Annotated in this window: 15 protein-coding genes; 4 read left to right on the forward strand and 11 right to left on the reverse strand. The window is 63.7% G+C overall.

Annotated elements, in window-relative coordinates; genetic code table 11:
• Nucleotides 1-27: 27 nt before the first annotated feature.
• From CGLAU_RS08185 to CGLAU_RS08195, 3 genes are read right to left on the reverse strand one after another with little or no spacing between them, the layout of a single operon-like run.
• On the reverse strand, nt 28-411 hold the full coding sequence (locus CGLAU_RS08185; RefSeq protein WP_095660269.1) for an RNA-binding S4 domain-containing protein: 384 nt from the start codon (nt 409-411) through the stop codon (nt 28-30).
• A gap of 3 nt (nt 412-414) precedes the next feature.
• The gene (locus CGLAU_RS08190) at nt 415-648 is read right to left on the reverse strand and encodes a hypothetical protein (RefSeq protein ID WP_095660270.1); all 234 of its coding nucleotides are present in this window, start codon (nt 646-648) and stop codon (nt 415-417) included.
• Between the two features lie 10 nt (nt 649-658).
• Nucleotides 659-1,297 carry an IMPACT family protein gene (locus tag CGLAU_RS08195; protein ID WP_095661130.1) on the reverse strand — a complete coding sequence of 213 codons (639 nt, stop codon included), beginning with the start codon at nt 1,295-1,297 and terminating at the stop codon, nt 659-661.
• Between the two features lie 28 nt (nt 1,298-1,325).
• Here CGLAU_RS08195 and treZ point away from each other — a divergent pair, with 28 nt between their 5' ends.
• Nucleotides 1,326-3,044: a malto-oligosyltrehalose trehalohydrolase gene (gene treZ / locus CGLAU_RS08200; RefSeq protein WP_095660271.1), complete on the forward strand. Its 1,719-nt coding sequence runs from the start codon at nt 1,326-1,328 to the stop codon at nt 3,042-3,044.
• A 21-nt stretch (nt 3,045-3,065) separates the two neighbouring features.
• Here the strand turns inward: treZ and ilvA are convergent, their stop codons facing one another.
• Nucleotides 3,066-4,346 carry a threonine ammonia-lyase IlvA gene (gene ilvA, locus CGLAU_RS08205; RefSeq protein ID WP_095660272.1) on the reverse strand — a complete coding sequence of 427 codons (1,281 nt, stop codon included), beginning with the start codon at nt 4,344-4,346 and terminating at the stop codon, nt 3,066-3,068.
• Between the two features lie 115 nt (nt 4,347-4,461).
• Between ilvA and CGLAU_RS08210 the strand changes: the two genes are divergently transcribed.
• Entirely contained in the window at nt 4,462-4,938 is a 477-nt protein-coding gene (locus CGLAU_RS08210; RefSeq protein ID WP_157731301.1) for a hypothetical protein, read from the forward strand.
• A 35-nt stretch (nt 4,939-4,973) separates the two neighbouring features.
• On the opposite strand, the gene dnaE is transcribed toward CGLAU_RS08210, so the two are convergent.
• The 7 genes from dnaE to lspA all read right to left on the reverse strand — a co-directional run bounded on the left by dnaE (nt 4,974) and on the right by lspA (nt 14,539).
• Nucleotides 4,974-8,537 (reverse strand): DNA polymerase III subunit alpha, encoded by a 3,564-nt coding sequence (gene dnaE / locus CGLAU_RS08215; RefSeq protein WP_095660274.1) that lies wholly within the window; start codon nt 8,535-8,537, stop codon nt 4,974-4,976.
• A gap of 33 nt (nt 8,538-8,570) precedes the next feature.
• The gene (locus CGLAU_RS08220) at nt 8,571-9,842 is read right to left on the reverse strand and encodes an ABC transporter permease (protein WP_232507084.1); all 1,272 of its coding nucleotides are present in this window, start codon (nt 9,840-9,842) and stop codon (nt 8,571-8,573) included.
• 5 nt (nt 9,843-9,847) lie between these two features.
• Nucleotides 9,848-10,543 carry an ABC transporter ATP-binding protein gene (locus CGLAU_RS08225; protein WP_095661132.1) on the reverse strand — a complete coding sequence of 232 codons (696 nt, stop codon included), beginning with the start codon at nt 10,541-10,543 and terminating at the stop codon, nt 9,848-9,850.
• A gap of 250 nt (nt 10,544-10,793) precedes the next feature.
• Entirely contained in the window at nt 10,794-12,464 is a 1,671-nt protein-coding gene (locus CGLAU_RS08230) for an efflux RND transporter periplasmic adaptor subunit (protein WP_095660275.1), read from the reverse strand.
• A gap of 110 nt (nt 12,465-12,574) precedes the next feature.
• On the reverse strand, nt 12,575-13,117 hold the full coding sequence (locus CGLAU_RS08235) for a hypothetical protein (protein ID WP_095660276.1): 543 nt from the start codon (nt 13,115-13,117) through the stop codon (nt 12,575-12,577).
• Between the two features lies 1 nt (nt 13,118).
• A complete protein-coding gene (locus CGLAU_RS08240; RefSeq protein ID WP_198305099.1) occupies nt 13,119-14,000 on the reverse strand; it encodes an RluA family pseudouridine synthase in 882 nt (293 codons plus the stop codon).
• 44 nt (nt 14,001-14,044) lie between these two features.
• Complete coding sequence (gene lspA, locus CGLAU_RS08245; RefSeq protein WP_095660278.1) at nt 14,045-14,539, reverse strand: signal peptidase II; 495 nt, start codon at nt 14,537-14,539, stop codon at nt 14,045-14,047.
• 135 nt (nt 14,540-14,674) lie between these two features.
• Here lspA and CGLAU_RS08250 point away from each other — a divergent pair, with 135 nt between their 5' ends.
• Nucleotides 14,675-15,625, forward strand: a complete 951-nt coding sequence (locus tag CGLAU_RS08250) for an oxidoreductase (protein ID WP_157731303.1) — start codon at nt 14,675-14,677, stop codon at nt 15,623-15,625.
• Complete coding sequence (locus CGLAU_RS08255) at nt 15,626-17,323, forward strand: ABC-F family ATP-binding cassette domain-containing protein (protein ID WP_095660280.1); 1,698 nt, start codon at nt 15,626-15,628, stop codon at nt 17,321-17,323.
• Nucleotides 17,324-17,331 lie beyond the last annotated feature (8 nt).

Here is a 17,331-nt window from a genome sequence, read left to right on the forward strand (position 1 = left end):
CGGACAACCCTCGACTAAAGCTTGACGTTAACGTTCGCGACCAAGTAGGCGGTCGGTCTCGCGGCGTTCCTTCTTTGTGGGTCGGCCTGCGCCTCGATCGCGCTTCGGCATCGTTGCGAAGATGTCCATCGGCGGTGGCGGCGGGGATTTATCGATGTAGCACTGCCTGGCAATCGGCGCGCCGACGCGCTTACGCACCGTAGCGGTGACCTCGAACTCGAGGTAGCGGTGGTCTTTCCACACGCGCACGTGGTCGCCGGGGACGACCTGCGTCGCGGCTTTCACCGCCTGTTCGTTGAGTTTGGCGTGCCCGGCGCGCACGGCTTCAGCGGCCTGGCTGCGGGTCTTGAAAATGCGCACCGCCCACAGCCACACATCGATGCGGACGGCAGATCCGTCGGGTTGGGTCATAAATTAGTACTCGTCGACGTGGTTGACGATCTTCTGCGCCTTGTTGTAGTTCACGAATCCGCCGACCACAGCCACCACGAAACCGAGGATGAACAGCGGCCACGAGCTGAAGATCAGCCCGAGCGCGACACCGCCGGCCACGCCGCCGCCACCCCACGCAAGGGCGGCGTTCATGTGCTTGCGCATCTCTTGCTTGCGTCGCTCGATCGGGTTGTTCGGACGGGGCTGCATGGTCATGCCCACGAGTTTAACCCAGCTCGATCCAGCGTTGGCCCGCCGCCTTAGCCTCGGAGGAGCCGTGGGTGGCGGCGGCCAACGTGGCGTCGACAAGCGATTGGTCTCCTGGATTGAAAGCGAGCGTGTAGCGGGCCATCGAACCGTACTCGACACCGACGATCTCGATGCCGGCGCCGCGTAGCTCGGCCTCGATGCGGCCTGCTTCTCCGTGCGGCAGGTCGACAGTGGCCAAGTCTTTCACCACCCGCGTGCGCCGCTGGACCAGCTCGAGCGCTTCCGACACCGAGTTGGTGTAGGCGCTAACCAGGCCGCCGGTGCCCAGCTTGACCCCGCCAAAGTAGCGGATCACCACGGCGGCGACATCGAGCATTCCCGAGCCTTTGAGCACCTCGAGCATCGGCTTGCCGGCGGTGCCTGAAGGCTCGCCGTCGTCGGAGGAGCGCTCGATCGGCTGCGAATTTTCTACGTGCACAATGAACGCGGAGCAGTGGTGCCGCGCGTCCGGGTACGCCTCACGCGCACGCGTGACCAGTCCGCGTGCTTCCTCTTCACTGCGCGCGCGGTCAACCCAGGTGATGAAACGCGAGCGCTTTATCTCAAACTCGTGGGTGACCAGCTCCGCGGCGGGCAATTCATAAGACGTGCGCATTGGGTTGAGGATAGTACGCTGGGTGCGCATGCAGCGTTTCCAAGTCTGGGCACCCCACGCGCGCGACGTGCGCATCACCATCGACGGCGCCACGCACGACATGCGCGCCGAGGACCGCGGGTGGTGGTTCTGCGATGAGGTTCCGCAAGCCGGTCAGCGCTACACATTTTCGCTTTTCGACGGCACCGAGTGGACGAAGCCCTTGCCCGATCCGCGAACCCGCTCGCAACCTGACGGTGTGCACGGCCCGTCGGAGGTTGTGGCGGACGACTTCGAGTGGACCGACCACGATTGGGCCGGCATTCACCTGCGTGACCAGGTGATCTACGAGCTCCACGTGGGCACGTTCACTCCGGAGGGCACGTTCAACGCTGTCACCGACAAGCTGGAGTACCTCGCCGAGCTTGGTGTAAACGCCATCGAACTCATGCCGGTACAGCCGTTCGCCGGCACCCGGAATTGGGGCTACGACGGGGTGGACTGGTTTGCGGTCCAGCACTCATACGGCGGCCCAGAGGGCCTAAAACGGCTTGTCGACGCGGCCCACGCCGAAGGCATCGCCGTGATCCTGGACGTGGTTTATAACCACTTCGGCCCGGAAGGCAACTACAACCCGCTATTCGGCCCCTACACCACGCACGGCCGCACGGGATGGGGCGACGTGGTGAACATTTCCGGCCCCGGCTCGGACGAGGTGCGCGCCTACATCCTGGACTCCGTGCGCCAGTGGCTGAGTGAGTTCCACGTCGACGGCCTTCGTCTTGACGCGGTGCATGCTTACGACGACCGCCGCGCGTACTCGCTGATGGAAGAGATCCGCCGCGTCGCCGACGAGGTTGCCGACGAAACCCAGGTGCCGCGCACGATCATCGGTGAGACAGACCAGAACGACCCGCGCATCGTCAACGATGAATCGCGCGGCGGCTACGGCCTGTCCGCACAGTGGCTCGACGACGTGCACCACTGCGTGCACACCCTGATCACCGGCGAGCGCCAGGGCTACTACATCGACTACGGCACCGTCGAGCTCCTCGCAGACACACTGCGCAACGCCTACCGCTTCCGCGACACGTGGTCCGAGTTCCGCGCCCGCACCCACGGCCGCCCCTTGGACCTCAGCCAAGTGGCGCCTTGGCGCATGGTCACGTTTACCACCAACCATGACCAGACTGGGAACAGGGCTGCGGGTGACAGGCCGTCGCAAAGCTTGAGCCCCGAACAACTCGCCCTGCGTGCCGCGACCATCCTGCTGAGCCCTTTCACTCCGATGCTGTTCATGGGCGAGGAGTTTGGGGCGCGCACGCCGTTTCCGTTCTTCGTTTCGCACACCGACGATGAGCTTGCGCGAATGACGCGCGAGGGCCGCCTGCAGGAGTTCGCCCGGCAGGGCTGGAACTACGCGGACGTACCCGACCCGCTCGATCCTAAGACCTTCGAGTCCGCACGGTTGGATTGGGAGTTTGAGAAGGAGCAAGTCTTGCTTCACGACGCCTACCGTGAACTGCTTGAAATCCGCCGCACCCGAGGCTTCAACCGCGAAGATCTGCGCGAGCTTCAGGTGGAGCACGGAGAAACGTGGCTGACCATGCGCGACGCGGCTGAAGGTTCGGTGACTTTCGCGGCGAACTTCTCGGACGCGCCGGTAACCGTGCCGGTGGGTGGCGAGCTGGTGTACTCGTTCACCACTCCGAAGGTAGGGGCCGAGGAGACCGTGTTGGACCCGTGGGGGTTTGCGGTGCTGGCGTAGCTGTTGGCTTATTGCAATGGCTTACCCGGAGACGATGTACTCGTACTCCGGGGTGCCCGGCTCGAGACGGCGACATTCGATGGGCGAATCCGCCATGCGTTCCAGCAGCGGTTCCAGGTCGCTGGCGCGGGTGAGCTCCAGGCCCACGAGGGCGGCACCGGTCTCGCGGTTGTTCTTCTTCAAGTACTCGAAGAGGACGATGTCGTCGTCTTTGCCGAGGATGTCCGTGAGGAAGGTGCGCAGCTGGCCCGGCTCCTGCGGGAAGTTGACCAGGAAGTAGTGACGCAGCCCCCGGTGCACCAGGGAGCGTTCCATGACCTCGGCGTAGCGCAGCACGTCATTGTTTCCACCAGAGATAATGCACACCACGGTGGTGTCCGGCTGGATTTTCATATTGCTCAGCCCCGCCACCGCGAGTGCACCGGCAGGCTCGGCAATAATGCCCTCGTTTTGGTACAGGGAGAGCATCTCGGTGCATACGGCACCTTCGTCGGCAAGCAAAAGGTGGGTGCGGCCCTGGTTGCGCTCGATGACTTCGTAAGGGAACTCTCCGATGCGCTTGACCGCGGCGCCGTCGACGAAAGGGTCGATGTCGGTGAGGGTGACCGGGCCCTCGTTTTCCAGCGCAGCGGTGAGCGATGCGGCGCCGCGCGGCTCGACGCCGACTATGGCGGTGCGGGGCGACATGTCCGCGAAGTACGAGGTCACGCCCGCGAACAGCCCGCCGCCGCCGACCGGCACAACCATCGTGTCCAGCTGACGGCCTAGCCCGGTGAGCTGCGCGAGAATCTCCGCGGCGACGGTGCCCTGGCCGATGACGGTGTCGCGGGAGTCGAACGGCTCAATGATTGTGGCACCGCGGGCCGCTGCGTCCTCTCGCGCCGCCTGGGCGGCCTCGTCAAAGGTGTTGCCGGTGACCACTAGCTCGATGTTGTCACCACCGTGTACGCGGATTCGGTCCCGCTTCTGCTTCGGAGTGGGCTTGGGAACGAAGATCTTGCCCTGGATATTCAGCGCCCGACACGCGTACGCCACGCCTTGCGCGTGGTTACCGGCGGACGCGGCGACAACGCCAGCGGCGCGGTCCCCCTCCGACAGCCCCGAGATGCCGTAGTAGGCGCCCCGGATCTTGTACGAACGCACGTCCTGCAAATCCTCACGCTTGAGGTATATCTGCGCGTTGTACTGCTCCGACAGTCGCGGACAGTACTGCAGGGGCGTCGGCTCAATCACCGACGAAATCCTGGCCTGCGCTGCTTGGATGTCTGCGGCGCGAACTGGCTGGAACGTGCTGGAGGTCATGGTGGCTAATACTAATTCCCAGCTGGTTTCAGCGGGAACGCGGGCTGTGCTCAGCTGAGAAACCTGATAGATTTTTCAGCTATCTGAACCGTTGCTTATGCGAGGAGACTGACGCATGAAATCACGTACCGCACTTGCCGTCTTGACTGCCACATGCCTGTGCATGGGCGGAGTTGCAACCGCGCAAGCGCAGAGCAGCTCCTCGTCTGAAGGCAGCTCACTGTCGACCGGCAGCCGCTCCTCCGATGGCGGCTCGTCGCAGGGTGAAGGTTCTTCGCGCAGCGGCGGCTCCTCCGACGACGGGAAATCGCCGATCACATCCACTGTGCGGGTCACCGCACCGGCAGTGACGGTCACTGCTTCGCCGACTACCTCCCCCGCCCCGACCTTTACCCCGGGTGGTCCGAGCTCGGATTTCATCGCCCGCGGCATTCTCGATGACGAGACCAAGGAGATTTTCGACGGGATTCAAGCCGTCATCCTGCTCGGCACCGGCCTGCTCCAGCTCGGCGTCATTCTGGTCGAGATCTCGCCTCGCTGGAAGGCCGCCATGGAGCAGTGGCTCGCCTCGCTGAACATCAAAGTCGGGTAACTAAGCGCTCGGCGGGCTACTACCCGCCGGCCGCCCTAACCCAAGATGCCCGGCCCCATGGACGCCTTCAGGTCGCCCATGAGCGATGCTGAGCGTTCAATACGCAGGTGATCCCCGAGGACCATCAGCTGACTGTGCTCCCCGTTGACCAGGTTCAGGTAGACATCGGTGTCACCAGGGTTGTTGACCAGGACCTGCTTGAGCTTGGAAATGTTGTCCACCGTGCACTGATCGGTGCGCATGGTGAGCCGTAGCGGTAGACCCGCACCGTTTCCCGGGCCAAGGTCGGGGACCTTCACGTCGTCGCCGAACAAGCTCATGCGATCATCGCGCCACGACACGTGCGCCTTCACCAGAATGATGTTGTCCTCCACGATCTGCGGCGCGACAAGCGCGTAAACCTTGTTGAACAACAGCACCTCGACCTGCGCACCGTGGTGATCCTCGATGGTGACGATGGCCCACGGTGAGCCGTCCTTTTTGGAAAAGCGGCGATCCACCGAGGAGATCAGACCACCGATGGTCACCTCCGCACCGTGCCGGAGCTCGCCTCCCAGGATGGTGGTGAGCTCGGTGTCAGTTTGCATGTCGATAGCCTCTTCGAAGCCGTCGAGCGGGTGGCCCGAGACGTACAAACCGAGCATCTCGCGCTCGAGGGCGAGCTTGTGCTTGCGATCCCATTCGTCATCCGGCACCTCGATGGCAAACGCGGAGACCGCACCCTCAGCTTCGTCCCCGCCAAAGGCCGCGAAGAGGTCGAACTGACCCTTGTCAGCAGCCTTCTTTGTCGACAACACCGAGTCGACCGCATCCTCCTGGATGAGCATGAGGCCTTTGCGTGGGTGGCCGAGCGAGTCGAAGGCACCGGCCTTGATCAGGGACTCCGTAATGCGCTTGTTGCAGGCGGCGAGATCGATCTTGTCCAAGTAGTCAGAGAAACCGGTGAACTGCCCCTTGGTGCGACGCGTTTCCTTGATGGACTCGACCACCTCGGCGCCGACGTTGCGGATTGCGGCGAGACCGTAGCGCACGTCCTCACCAACTGCGATGAAGTTCTCCTCCGACTCGTTGATGTCCGGCTGCAGTACCGAAACACCCATGTGGCGGCAGTCTGCGAGATAGATCGCGGATTTATCTTTCTTGTCACCGACCGAGGTCAGCAGCGCCGCCATGTACTCCGCGGTGTAGTTCGCCTTCATGTAAGCAGTCCAGTACGACACCAGGGCGTAACCGGCAGCGTGCGACTTGTTGAACGCGTAAGACGCGAACGGCTCGATCGTGCCCCACAACGCATCGACTGCGGCCTTGGAATAGCCGTTCTCAAACATGCCGGCCGAGAATGTCTCGTACTCCTTGGCCAGCACCTCGGGCTTCTTCTTACCCATCGCCTTGCGGAAGCCATCTGCTTGGCCGGCAGTGTAGTTCGCCACCTTCTGCGAGATATTCATGATCTGCTCTTGGTAGACGATGAGGCCGTAAGTCTCGTCGAGAATTTCTTTGAGTGGCTCTTCGAGCTCTGGGTGGATGGGGGTGATGGGCTTGCGACCGTTCTTGCGGTCCGCGTAATCCCAGTGCGCGTTCACACCCATCGGTCCCGGGCGGTAGAGCGCCAGCGACGCGACAATATCGTTGAACCCGGTCGGCTTCATGCGCTTGAGCAGCTCTTGCATGCCGCCCGAGTCGAGCTGGAAGACACCGAGCGTATCGCCGCGCGAGAGGAGCTCGTAGACCTTCTCGTTGTCGGTGGTCAGGGCCTCCAGGTCGATGGTTTCGCCCCGGTTCTTTTCGACGTTCTCGAGCGCATCTCCAAGCACCGTGAGGTTGCGAAGCCCCAGGAAGTCCATCTTCAGCAGACCGATGGCCTCACATGCCGGGTAGTCCCAGCCTGTGATGAGTGCGCCGTCGGCAGGGCGCTTCCACATCGGGATGTGCTCCATGAGCGGCACGGACGCCATAATCACTGCACACGCGTGGACACCAGCTTGGCGCACCACGCCCTCGAGGCCCCGTGCCGTCTCATAGATCTTTGCGACGTCCGGGTCCGTCTCAATCAGCGAGCGCACTTCAGCCGCCTCGGCGTAGCGCGCGTGCTCCGGGTCGGTGATGCCGGACAGCGGAATGTCCTTCGCCATAATCGCCGGCGGTAGCGCGGCGTTGATGCGGTCGGCCATCTGGAAACCCGGTTGTCCGAAGTTCACCTTGGCCGAATCCTTGATCGCCTGTTTGGTCTTCACGGTGCCGAAGGTGATCACCTGAGCGATCTTGTCCTCGCCCCAGCGCTCTGCGGCGTAGGTGATCATCTCGCCGCGGCGGCGATCGTCGAAGTCGATATCGATATCCGGCGCACTCGGGCGCTCCGGGTTGAGGAAGCGCTCGAAGAGCAGACCGTGCTCCATCGGGTCGATGTTGGTGATGGTGAGCGCGTACGCAACTAGCGCGCCAGCGGCTGAACCACGGCCAGGACCGACGCGGATGCCAATCTCGCGGGCGTGCTTGATCAGCTCCGCGACGATGAGGAAGTAGGACGGGTAGCCCTTCATGTCGATCACGTCGATCTCGTAATTCGCGCGCTCGATGTAATCCTGGGGCACCTCGGCGCCATTGAACCGGTCCTCCAGCCCGCGCATGACTTCTTTGCGAAGCCACGTGGTCGGGGTCTCGCCCTCCGGTACGTCGGCGATTGGCATGCGGTCGTGCGGGTGCTCTTCCCACAGCTCGGAGTAATCACCGACGCGTTCAGCGATCCACAGGGTGTTGTCGCAGCCGTCGGGTACTTCCGAGTCCCACAGCTCGCGCATCTGCTCTGCGGATTTGATGTAGTAGCCCGTGCCGTCGAACTTGAAGCGGTCCGGGTCCATCAGTGTCTTACCGGTTTGCACGCAGAGCATCGCCTCGTGCGCGGGTGCCTGAGATTCAAGCACGTAGTGGCAGTCGTTGGTGACCAGCGGAGGGAGGTCGAGCGCTTCGCCGATACGTAGCAGGTCTTCACGAACGCGGCGCTCGATGTGCAGGCCGTGATCCATCAGCTCGAGGAAGTAATTGTCCCTGCCATAGATGTCCTGCCACATCGCGGCAGCCTCGAGCGCAGCGTCGAATTGCCCCAGACGCAAGCGCGTTTGCACGTCACCCGACGGGCAGCCCGTCGTAGCGATGATTCCGTCAGCGTGCTCCGCGATGAGCTCGGCATCCATGCGCGGCCACTTACCCAATTGCCCCTCATAGGACGCGAGGGAAGACAGCTTGAACAAGTTGCGCAAACCGGTGGCGTTCTCGGCCAGCATGGTCTGGTGCAGGTACGCACCGGAGGCAGACACGTCGTCAGACTTTTGATCGGGCGTGCCCCAAAGTTGGCGCTTCTTATCGAAACGGCTTCCGGGTGCCATGTACGCCTCGATGCCGATGATCGGCTTGATGCCAGCATCGACCATGCGGCGATAAAACGCGTTTGAGCCGAACATGTTGCCGTGGTCGGTCATTCCGACTGCAGGCATGCCCTGGCGGGTGACCTCCTCGGCGAGCAAATCCACCTTCGCCATCCCATCGAGCATGGAGAATTCGGTGTGATTATGCAGATGCACGAAGGAGGAGTTCTTGGCCATGCGGCTCATTGTATCGGCCGCGCCAACACTCCCCTATTCGTAACGAAGTGCTTCGACTGGCTCCATTTTCGCCGCTCGCGATGCCGGGTACGCGCCGAAGAAGACGCCGATGGCCAGCGAGAAGAACAGCGCGAGAAGCACCGCCACAATCGACGGCGTCGCAAACGCGTCGAACGCTGCGGTTCCAGCCATACCGAGCAACCCACCGAGCACGACGCCAATGATGCCGCCGAGCAAGCACACCATCATCGCTTCGATGATGAATTGCATACGAATGTCGCTTTGGGTAGCCCCGAGTGCCTTGCGGACGCCAATCTCCCTCGTGCGCTCAGTGACGGTAATAAGCATGATGTTCATCACGCCAATGCCACCGACCAGGAGCGAAATACCCGCGATCGCGGAGAGCACCGACGTCATGATGGCGAACACCTGCGTCAGTTCCTTAATCGCGTCAGACATGTCGAGTACCTCTGCCGTGTACTCGTCATTTCCCCTGTAAAGGCGGTCGAGGTAGGTCTGCAGATCCGATTGGAACACCGCGGTTTCCTCCTCCGCGCTCGAGCGCACGGTGAAGAAATTGAACCATTCGGCGTCCATACCAACGCGGTTCGCGCCGCTGATCGGGATATAGATATCCGCGAACGACTGCGGCCCCATCTGCATGCCGCCCTCGTTAACGTCCTTGGCGATGCCCACCACGGTGAAGACCGCGATCTGCCCGTTCGCCTCGACATCAATCCGGCTGCCCAGGGCCTCCTGCGGATTGCCGCCGAACACCGCATCCACGAGCGACCAAGTCACCACCGCGAGCGGACGTTGCCCATCGATGTCGTCTTGGGTGATCCCGCGACCGTATTCGATGTCGATGCCCCGCATCTCCAGCGACGCAGGCAACACTGGGTTGATCCCGGTGCTCACAGGCGTGTCTTCGAACAAGACTTCGCCGTTACCGGAGTTCTCTATGTCGATGCCTTCGACGCGCTCGCCAAAGTGCGCTTGAAGATCTTCGAAATCCTGAAGCGACATCGCGTTTTCGGCATCCATGGCTGGCGCGTAGTCTAACGCCGCGAAAGGATCGTCGGAAACTTCTTCTTCGTCAGGCCGCTCGTGCACCATCACCATGTGCGTCGTGGTGCCAATGCCCTGCATGCCGCTCATCACCTGGTTCTGGAGGCCACGACCCAGGGTGGTGATGACAATGACGGCGGTGATACCGATGATGATGCCCAGCAGCGTCAGCAGCGAGCGCATCTTGTTGTTGTTCAGGCTTGACAGCGCAAGCCTGAGCGATTCTCCGATGTTCACGCAGCTTACGCCCCTTCGTGTCGCATGCCCGAGGGTTCACGGATGTCGTTGATGCGCCCGTCGATAATCTCCACGATGCGCTCCGTCTCCTCGGCGAGTTCTGGGTTGTGAGTGATCAGCACGATCGCTTTGCCAAGCTCATCGTGCAACTGGTGGAACAGGTCCATCACCAATCGGCCGGTTTTGGTATCCAATGCGCCGGTGGGTTCGTCGGCAAGCAAAAGGTCCGGGTCATTCGCTAGCGCGCGAGCAATCGCGACGCGCTGCTTCTGACCACCGGAGAGCTCATTCGGCTGGTGGTGAATGCGCTCGCCCATGCCCATCATGCCGAGCAGCTCCTCAGCGCGAGCTTCGCGGGCTTTCTTGTCCACGCCCGCGTACATCATCGGCATTGCGACGTTCTGCAGCGCGTCGATGCGTCCCACCAGGTTGAAGTTTTGGAAGACAAAACCGATGTTGTGGCTGCGGTAAGTTGCCAGTTCCTTGTCGCTCTTCGCGTACACCGGCTCGCCGTTGAACGCGTAGGCACCCTCGGTGGGTCGATCCAGCATGCCGATCAAGTTCATCAACGTGGACTTGCCGCCGCCGGACGGGCCGACGATGGATACGAACTCGCGCTGCTGTGCCTGGAACTCGACACCGTGCAGCACAGTGAGCTCGCTCGGCTCGCCCACGTTGTAGGTCTTGACAATGTTGCGCATGTCAATGAGCAAGCCGGTATCGGCAAGTTGTGGGCCCGCCGGTGCCGCCGGTGCCGCTGGTTGCTCTGGAGCCACCGCTAGCTGCTCTGGGGCCACCGCCGGTTGCTCACCGGTCGCAGGTTCCTCACCGAAGAAGAACGGATCGTTGTCGTGTTGGGGCTGTGGCTGTGGCTGTGGCACAGACTGCACCTGTGGCTCCGCTTTCTGCCGGGATTTTTTGCGCCAGAATGGGGTACTCATACACTCTCCCCTACTTCGACGCTGCGGGGCGGGTGCTGGTGACCGTGACCGTTGCCGTCGACGATGTCTTAGTGTTCTTCGCATCCTCAACCGACGCCGGATCGAAGCTCGGATCGGTGATCGAAACGGTCTCGCCAATGCGGTCGCGGTACTCGTCCGGCCAGTTAATCACGATGTCGCCGGCCTTCAAGTCACCGCCGGTGACGGCGATATCAACGTCGTTGGCGGTGTCGGTCTTCACCTCGCGCTCTTCGACCTTGCCGGAGCGGGCGTCATCGCCATCGGTGGCCAAGACGAGGACCTTGTCCTTGCCGCCGTCTTCGTACACAGCATCAACCGGCACATTGAGTGCCTTGTCAGTTTCCGCGGTGATGATCTCCGCGCGCACCGAGCCGCCCAGCAGCAGGCCTTCTTTATCGCCGGTGACCTCAATCTCCACCGGGAACATCACGGTGGAGCCTTCGCCGCCGCCAGCACTATCTCCGCCGCCCATCACGGCAGCCGGATCCACGCTGGCGCCGCCGGAGTTTCCGGCGGGAGAGATGCGAGTTACGCGACCCGCGTACTCCTTCTTGCCGGTGGCGGTGGAAGTGAAGGTCACTCGGTTGTCTTTGGCAATCGATGCGACGTCGGCTTCGCGTACCTCGGCGCGGATGATCAGACGCGAGTCGTCGGCAATGCTCAAGATGCGTCCCTGCGGCACATCACCTTCCTGCACGTCGACCGAGGTGACTAAACCGTTGATCGGCGAGTAGATCGTCGCTTCCTTGACCTGGTACTCCAGGGTGCCGTCGCCGGCTTCGAGCTCGGAGTTCTCCATTGCGCGCCACGCGGAGTCCACCTGCCCCTGCAGCTGGATGCGCTCTTGCTCCACCTGCGAACGCGCGGCCGCGAGTTCAGCCTGCGCATCCTGCAGTGCCGCGTATGCCTCCTGCGTACTCATCCCCGCGGACGGCGCGTAGTTCCCCTCCAACGCCGGAACCTCAGCGGGGTACCCCTGCACCTGGTCTCCGGGAACCGGAACTGGAGCGGGCTCGGGAACAGGCACAGGGGCCGGAGCGGGTGCGGGCGCTGGCGCCGGCTGCTGCCCGCCATTGCCGTGCACCTGCTGGTCGAGCCAACTGGAGACTTGTCCGGCCATGTCGGTGGCCACGCGCACCGCGCGGGTCGCCGCGCGCACCCCACCGTTGGCAGCCACCGCTGCGTCGTACGCCGCCTGCGCCTGGTTCACCTGCGCCTGCGCCGCGCGAATCGACGGGTGCGTGCCATTAGCCACGCTGGCGTTGAGCGCGTCAAGCTGCGCCTGAGCCTGGTCCACACCCTGCTTCGCTTCTGCCTGGGCGTTGGCCTGCTGACGCTCCTGAATCTGCAGCTGGCGGTCCAGCTGCTCTGTGTTCATCGAAGCGAGCAGCTGCTCGGTACGCACGCGATCGCCGGGCGCAACCTCGATGCGCTCCACCTCGGACTGCACGGAGGACGTAATGCTCACCGCACGGATCGGCGCGATCTTGCCGCTGACCACCACGCTGTCGCGCACGCCCTCAGCGGAGGCGATGGTGTAGTCCCCCGGCGCGAGACCGTCCTCGCCTCCCCCATCGCCGCCGCCCGGCATCCCGCAGGAGCCGAGGAAGAACGACGCGGCCACAACCGCTGAGAGGGCTTTGAACTTGGTGGAAGCCAAGGTGTCTCCTTACGTACCGTGCCTGAAAAACCGGCTAGAACCTCAGCAGACTATACACGCCCAACCTGTGTCACTCTGGCCGAAACGGGAAAAATAGCACCTCGGTCAATCTAGTTGACAGGCCGAATCGCAAACGAACCCCACACCGCATCCGGTGGCAGCGCCTCGAGCGCCCGCACCCCCTCGGCATCCGCGAGCGCCCGCAACGTCGCGCCGTTGTCGTAGACCACCACCGCCGCAATCGCCCCCGGGTCCAGCTGGATGCCGTTGGCTCTGCCTTGCGCCGCCAGCCGCTCAGCTTCGCGCTGGAACACATCTGCCCGGTTTTGGCCGGTTGTGGGTTCGGGAATGGGCTGAAATGGGGCGTCGATAAGCAAAAGTGCATTGACCCTCCGCACCTCCCGCACGATGGCTGCGGCCTCCTCCGCGCGGCGCGCCGTATCAAAGGTGACCAGGGCAAAGGAGGAGCTTTCGCTTATCGACGGCTTCGTGCGCGACGCATATTCCTCCCAACTTTCCCCTTGGTGACGCCCAAGGGTGTCGCCCTGGAGGGTTGGTGCGTGCGGTTGGGTGCGCAAACCCACGACGTAGACCCCGGCGACGACGAGGATGATGCCAAGCGCCGTGGCGAGTGCCGTTGCGAGGCGGCGCATCCTACGACTGCCTCATCGCGTCGAGCGCGTGCTGCAAATCAGTCGGGTACGGCGACTCCACCTCCACGTAGTCGCCGGTGCGCGGGTGGGTGAAGCCGAGCTTGGTGGCGTGGAGCCACTGGCGGTTCAGGTTCAGCTCCTTGGCCAGGTTGGGGTCGGAGCCGTACATCGGATCGCCCACGCACGGGTGGCCAATGGCGGACATGTGCACGCGGATCTGGTGCGTGCGGCCGGTCTCCAGGTGCACCTCGAGCAGGCTCGCGCGGCGGAAGGCCTCGAGCACCTCGTAGTGGGTGACGGACTGGCGGCCGTCGTCGGTGACCGCGAACTTCCAGCCGGACGACGGGTGGCGTCCGATTGGCGCGTCGATGGTGCCCACTATCGGGTCCGGCAGGCCCTGGACCATGGTGTGGTAGGTCTTGTCCACCGTGCGCTCTTTGAATGCGCGCTTGAGCACGGAGTAACCGGGGACGGATAGCGCGACGACCATGACGCCAGAGGTACCGACGTCGAGGCGCTGCACGATGCCTTTGCGCTCGGGCGGGCCCGCATCCGGCAAGGTGAAGCCCATTGCCTGCAGCCCGCCAACGACGGTTGGGCCTTCCCAGCCCAGGGTGGGGTGCGCGGCGACGCCGACGGGTTTGTCCACCGCGATGACGTCGTCGTCCTGGTAGAGGATGGTCAGACCCTCGACGTGCTCCGCGACCGGCTCGGGCGCGCGCTTCGGCTCCGGCAGGGTCGCTTCGAGCATGGTGCCAGGGGTGACGCGGTCGGACTTCTGCACCGGCTGGGCATCGATGAGGACGTCACCCGCCGCAATCATGTCCGCGGCGGCGGCGCGGGAGACGCCGAAGAGCTTTGCAATCGCCGCGTCCACGCGCATCCCGTCAAGGCCCTCAGGCACGGGCAGGGAGCGAAATTCCCCGCTCACTGCTTCTGCCCCAGTTCGGCAACGAAAATAGCGATCAGCAGCACGACCACGCCGACGCTGATGCTGGCATCCGCGATGTTGAACACAGCGAAGCTGCGCACTGAGATGTAGTCCACGACGTGCCCGAACCAGAACCCCGGCTCGCGGAAGAGGCGGTCGCAGAGGTTGCCTAGGGCGCCACCGGCGATGAGGCCGACGCCGAGCGCCTCGAAGCGGCTCGTGATGCGCGGGGCGTAAATGAGCGCGCCGATCACGAACGCGAGCTGGATGGCAGTAAACAGCCAAGTGACGTTCGTGCCCATAGAAAACGCGGCGCCCGGGTTGAACAACAGGCGAAACTTCAGCCACTCGCCGAGCACGTAGACCGTCTCACCGGGCTCAAGCCATGAGAGCATGAATTGCTTCACTGCCTGGTCCACCGCCGCGATGGCCACCATCGCGACCGCCACCGGCGCGAGGTAGTTGCGGGTGGATACTGTCTGCGCTGTCATCACCGACTCACTGTAGCCGGTTCGGCACAGTGCTTCGGAATAGTGCTTCTCTACTGGTGCGCTTGTGCCGTGGGGTAGGCTCAAAGCGTGTTTACCTTGCGTCGGTTCCCTGTAGTTACGTTGGCGTCCGCCGCATTGTCCAGCCTTGTCCTGGGCCTGGTGGCGTGCTCGACCGAGGAGCCCGACCCGATGGCGGACGTGCCCGCCTTTCCGGTGGACGCCCCGGTAGTCACGGTTTTGGAGCAAGGCGAGAACCCGCAGCTGTTGGAGTACACCTACGCTTCGTTTGAATCGCCGGAGGCGAACTGGCACACCACCTTGGAGGTCGCGGGCGGCATCGACCAGGCGGTCGCGGCCGAAGGCGAAAACGTTGACCCGGAGGCACCGGCTGGCGGCGATGTGATGACCACGACGCTGCCGGTGACCATCACCTTCCCCGCCGGCCCGGCCCCCGAAGAGGCAGCTGATTCGACGCGCAGTGTACGGATCACCGCTGGTGCCGGCAAGCACTCCGATCTGGCGCTGGGCCAGGAGGTTGCCGCCAACGAGGGCTTCATGCTCAGCTGGTGGGGCGATGACACCGGCGCCATCGATGCCGTGAAACTCCTGCCGCCTGAGGAATCCCCGGAGGCCGGTCGCCAGGTGGTGGAGCAGGCGCTGCTTTCAGTCATGTCCGCTAACGTGGTGTTCCCGGCTGAGCCGATCGGCGTCGGCGGCTCGTGGTCCGTGGAGGCGCGCACGACTGGCGATACCTCCATGATCCGCACCACCACATACACGGTGCGCGACATCACCGACGGCCCGGACACCGCAGTCTCGCTCGACGTAAAGGTGGACGAGCGCCCCGCCCAGCAGCCGCTGCGCATCGACAATCAGGTCGCGGGTGCCCTCGACGGCCAGACGCTACAGGTTGAAAACACCTCAGCCACCTCCGACGGCGAACTCACGGTGGAATTGAACTACCCGCTTCCCACCAGCGGCAACGTCGCCTCCACCACGCGCCTGACCTACTCCGGCGGCGAGGGCAGCTCATTCCGCATCGTCCAAGACGTGACCTCCGGGGTCACCTTTAAAAAGGAGGGCTAGATGGTAGCGCCCTTACACATTGGCCTCGACGGCATCTCGTTTTCCTACCCCGGCGGCAACCGTGTGCTCACCGACATCTCGTTCGCCGTGCCGTCGGGATCCGTCACCGGCTTAATCGGCGAGAACGGCGCGGGTAAATCAACGCTCCTCGGCATCATCTCCGGGGAGCTCACACCGGACGTCGGCACCTTGATCACGCCGCCGGTCACCGGGTTCATCGCCCAGGAAACCTCACTGCCGTTCACGGAGCCCGCGAGCACGCTTATCGACGCCGCTGTGAACGAGTTCCGACAAATCGAAACCGACATCGCAACGTACTCCGAGAAAATGGCAGAGGAGCCGGAGAACCAAAAGCTGGCGGAAGCCTTTGACCGCGCGCTTGCCCGCGCCGAGAACTCCGGCGTGTGGGAGCTCGACGCCCGCATTGCCACCGTGCTCGCCGGCCTGGACTTAGCCAACGTGCCGCTGGAGACCCCGCTTGGGGAGATGTCGGGCGGCCAACGCCGCCGTTTCGCTCTGGCGACGCTTCTGCTGCGACCAGTCGATGCGATGGTGCTGGATGAGCCAACGAACCACCTCGATGACGAAGCTGTGGACTTCCTCATCGGTGAGCTCGAGGCGTTCAAGGGACCGGTGCTCGCAGCCTCCCACGACCGTTACTTCCTCGACTCCGCGTGCGACGGCATCGTCGATCTTGACCCCGGCTTGGGCGCCGAAGGCGGCTACGGCGAGGCGACCCGCCAAGGTGCGCGCTTCACCGGCGCGTTCACCGACTACCTCAAGGCGCGCGAGGACCGACGCCGCCGCTGGGAAACCGACTACGCCGCCCAAGAACACGAGCGCGTCCGGCTGGAAAAGGCCGCGGAGCAGACCGCTGAGGACGTCTTCAACTCGCAGGAAAACAAGACGGAAACTCGCGCGGCGGCGAAGTTCTACGCCGACCGCGCGGCGAAGACCGTCGGCTCACGCCGCCGCGCCGCCGAACAAAGGCTGGACAGCCTCGAACGCAGCGCTATTCCGGCCCCGCCGCAACGTCTGCGCTTCACCGGTGTGCCGCCGCACACGGCGACGTCGATAGGCGTGCCTGCGGTGACAGCCGTGAACCTGCGGGTGCCCGACCGCCTAATGCCCCTTTCCCTGAAGGTGCAGCCCGGCCAGCACCTTCTGGTGGAAGGCCCGAACGGCTCCGGCAAGTCCACGCTGCTGAAAATCATCGACGGCACCATCACCGACTACGAGGGCGAGCTGCTCATCCCCGAAGAGCTCACCATCGCCCGCCTCGAGCAGGACGACGCCTGGCACGACCTTGAGGCCACCGCCGCGGAGATCTTCGAAAGCCACACCCCCGACGGCACGCCCGACCTGGTGGAAATGGGGCTCATGACCCCCGAACAAGCGGTGAAAAAGCTCGCAGATCTCTCGCTCGGCCAGCGCCGCCGCGTCTCGCTCGGCATCATCTTGGCCTCGCCGCCGGATCTTTTGCTTCTCGACGAGCCGACGAACCACCTCTCACTCGTCCTCGCGGAAGAGCTCGAGCATGCTTTGCTCGACTTTGCGGGCACCGTGATCATCACCAGTCACGACCGTTGGGTGCGCCGCCAGTGGCGCCGCCGCATCGAGCAAAACGATCCTCGCGCCAGGATTCTCACCCTGTCCACCATGTGGACGGGCGAACTCTGGCGCGAGGATCGCTTGTAAAGCCGAGC

Source organism: Corynebacterium glaucum, from assembly GCF_002287505.1.
GTDB lineage: Bacteria > Actinomycetota > Actinomycetes > Mycobacteriales > Mycobacteriaceae > Corynebacterium > Corynebacterium glaucum.

Coding starts and splice junctions, on each gene's coding strand:
- CGLAU_RS08255 (WP_095660280.1), top strand. CDS start 15,626: ATGGTAGCGCCCTTACACATTGGCCTCGACGGCATCTCGTTTTCCTAC.
- treZ (WP_095660271.1), top strand. CDS start 1,326: ATGCAGCGTTTCCAAGTCTGGGCACCCCACGCGCGCGACGTGCGCATC.
- lspA (WP_095660278.1), bottom strand. CDS start 14,539: ATGACAGCGCAGACAGTATCCACCCGCAACTACCTCGCGCCGGTGGCG.
- CGLAU_RS08235 (WP_095660276.1), bottom strand. CDS start 13,117: ATGCGCCGCCTCGCAACGGCACTCGCCACGGCGCTTGGCATCATCCTC.
- CGLAU_RS08225 (WP_095661132.1), bottom strand. CDS start 10,543: ATGCGCAACATTGTCAAGACCTACAACGTGGGCGAGCCGAGCGAGCTC.
- CGLAU_RS08195 (WP_095661130.1), bottom strand. CDS start 1,297: ATGCGCACGTCTTATGAATTGCCCGCCGCGGAGCTGGTCACCCACGAG.
- CGLAU_RS08190 (WP_095660270.1), bottom strand. CDS start 648: ATGACCATGCAGCCCCGTCCGAACAACCCGATCGAGCGACGCAAGCAA.
- CGLAU_RS08185 (WP_095660269.1), bottom strand. CDS start 411: ATGACCCAACCCGACGGATCTGCCGTCCGCATCGATGTGTGGCTGTGG.
- CGLAU_RS08240 (WP_198305099.1), bottom strand. CDS start 14,000: ATGCGCGTGGACGCGGCGATTGCAAAGCTCTTCGGCGTCTCCCGCGCC.
- dnaE (WP_095660274.1), bottom strand. CDS start 8,537: ATGGCCAAGAACTCCTCCTTCGTGCATCTGCATAATCACACCGAATTC.
- CGLAU_RS08210 (WP_157731301.1), top strand. CDS start 4,462: ATGAAATCACGTACCGCACTTGCCGTCTTGACTGCCACATGCCTGTGC.
- ilvA (WP_095660272.1), bottom strand. CDS start 4,346: ATGACCTCCAGCACGTTCCAGCCAGTTCGCGCCGCAGACATCCAAGCA.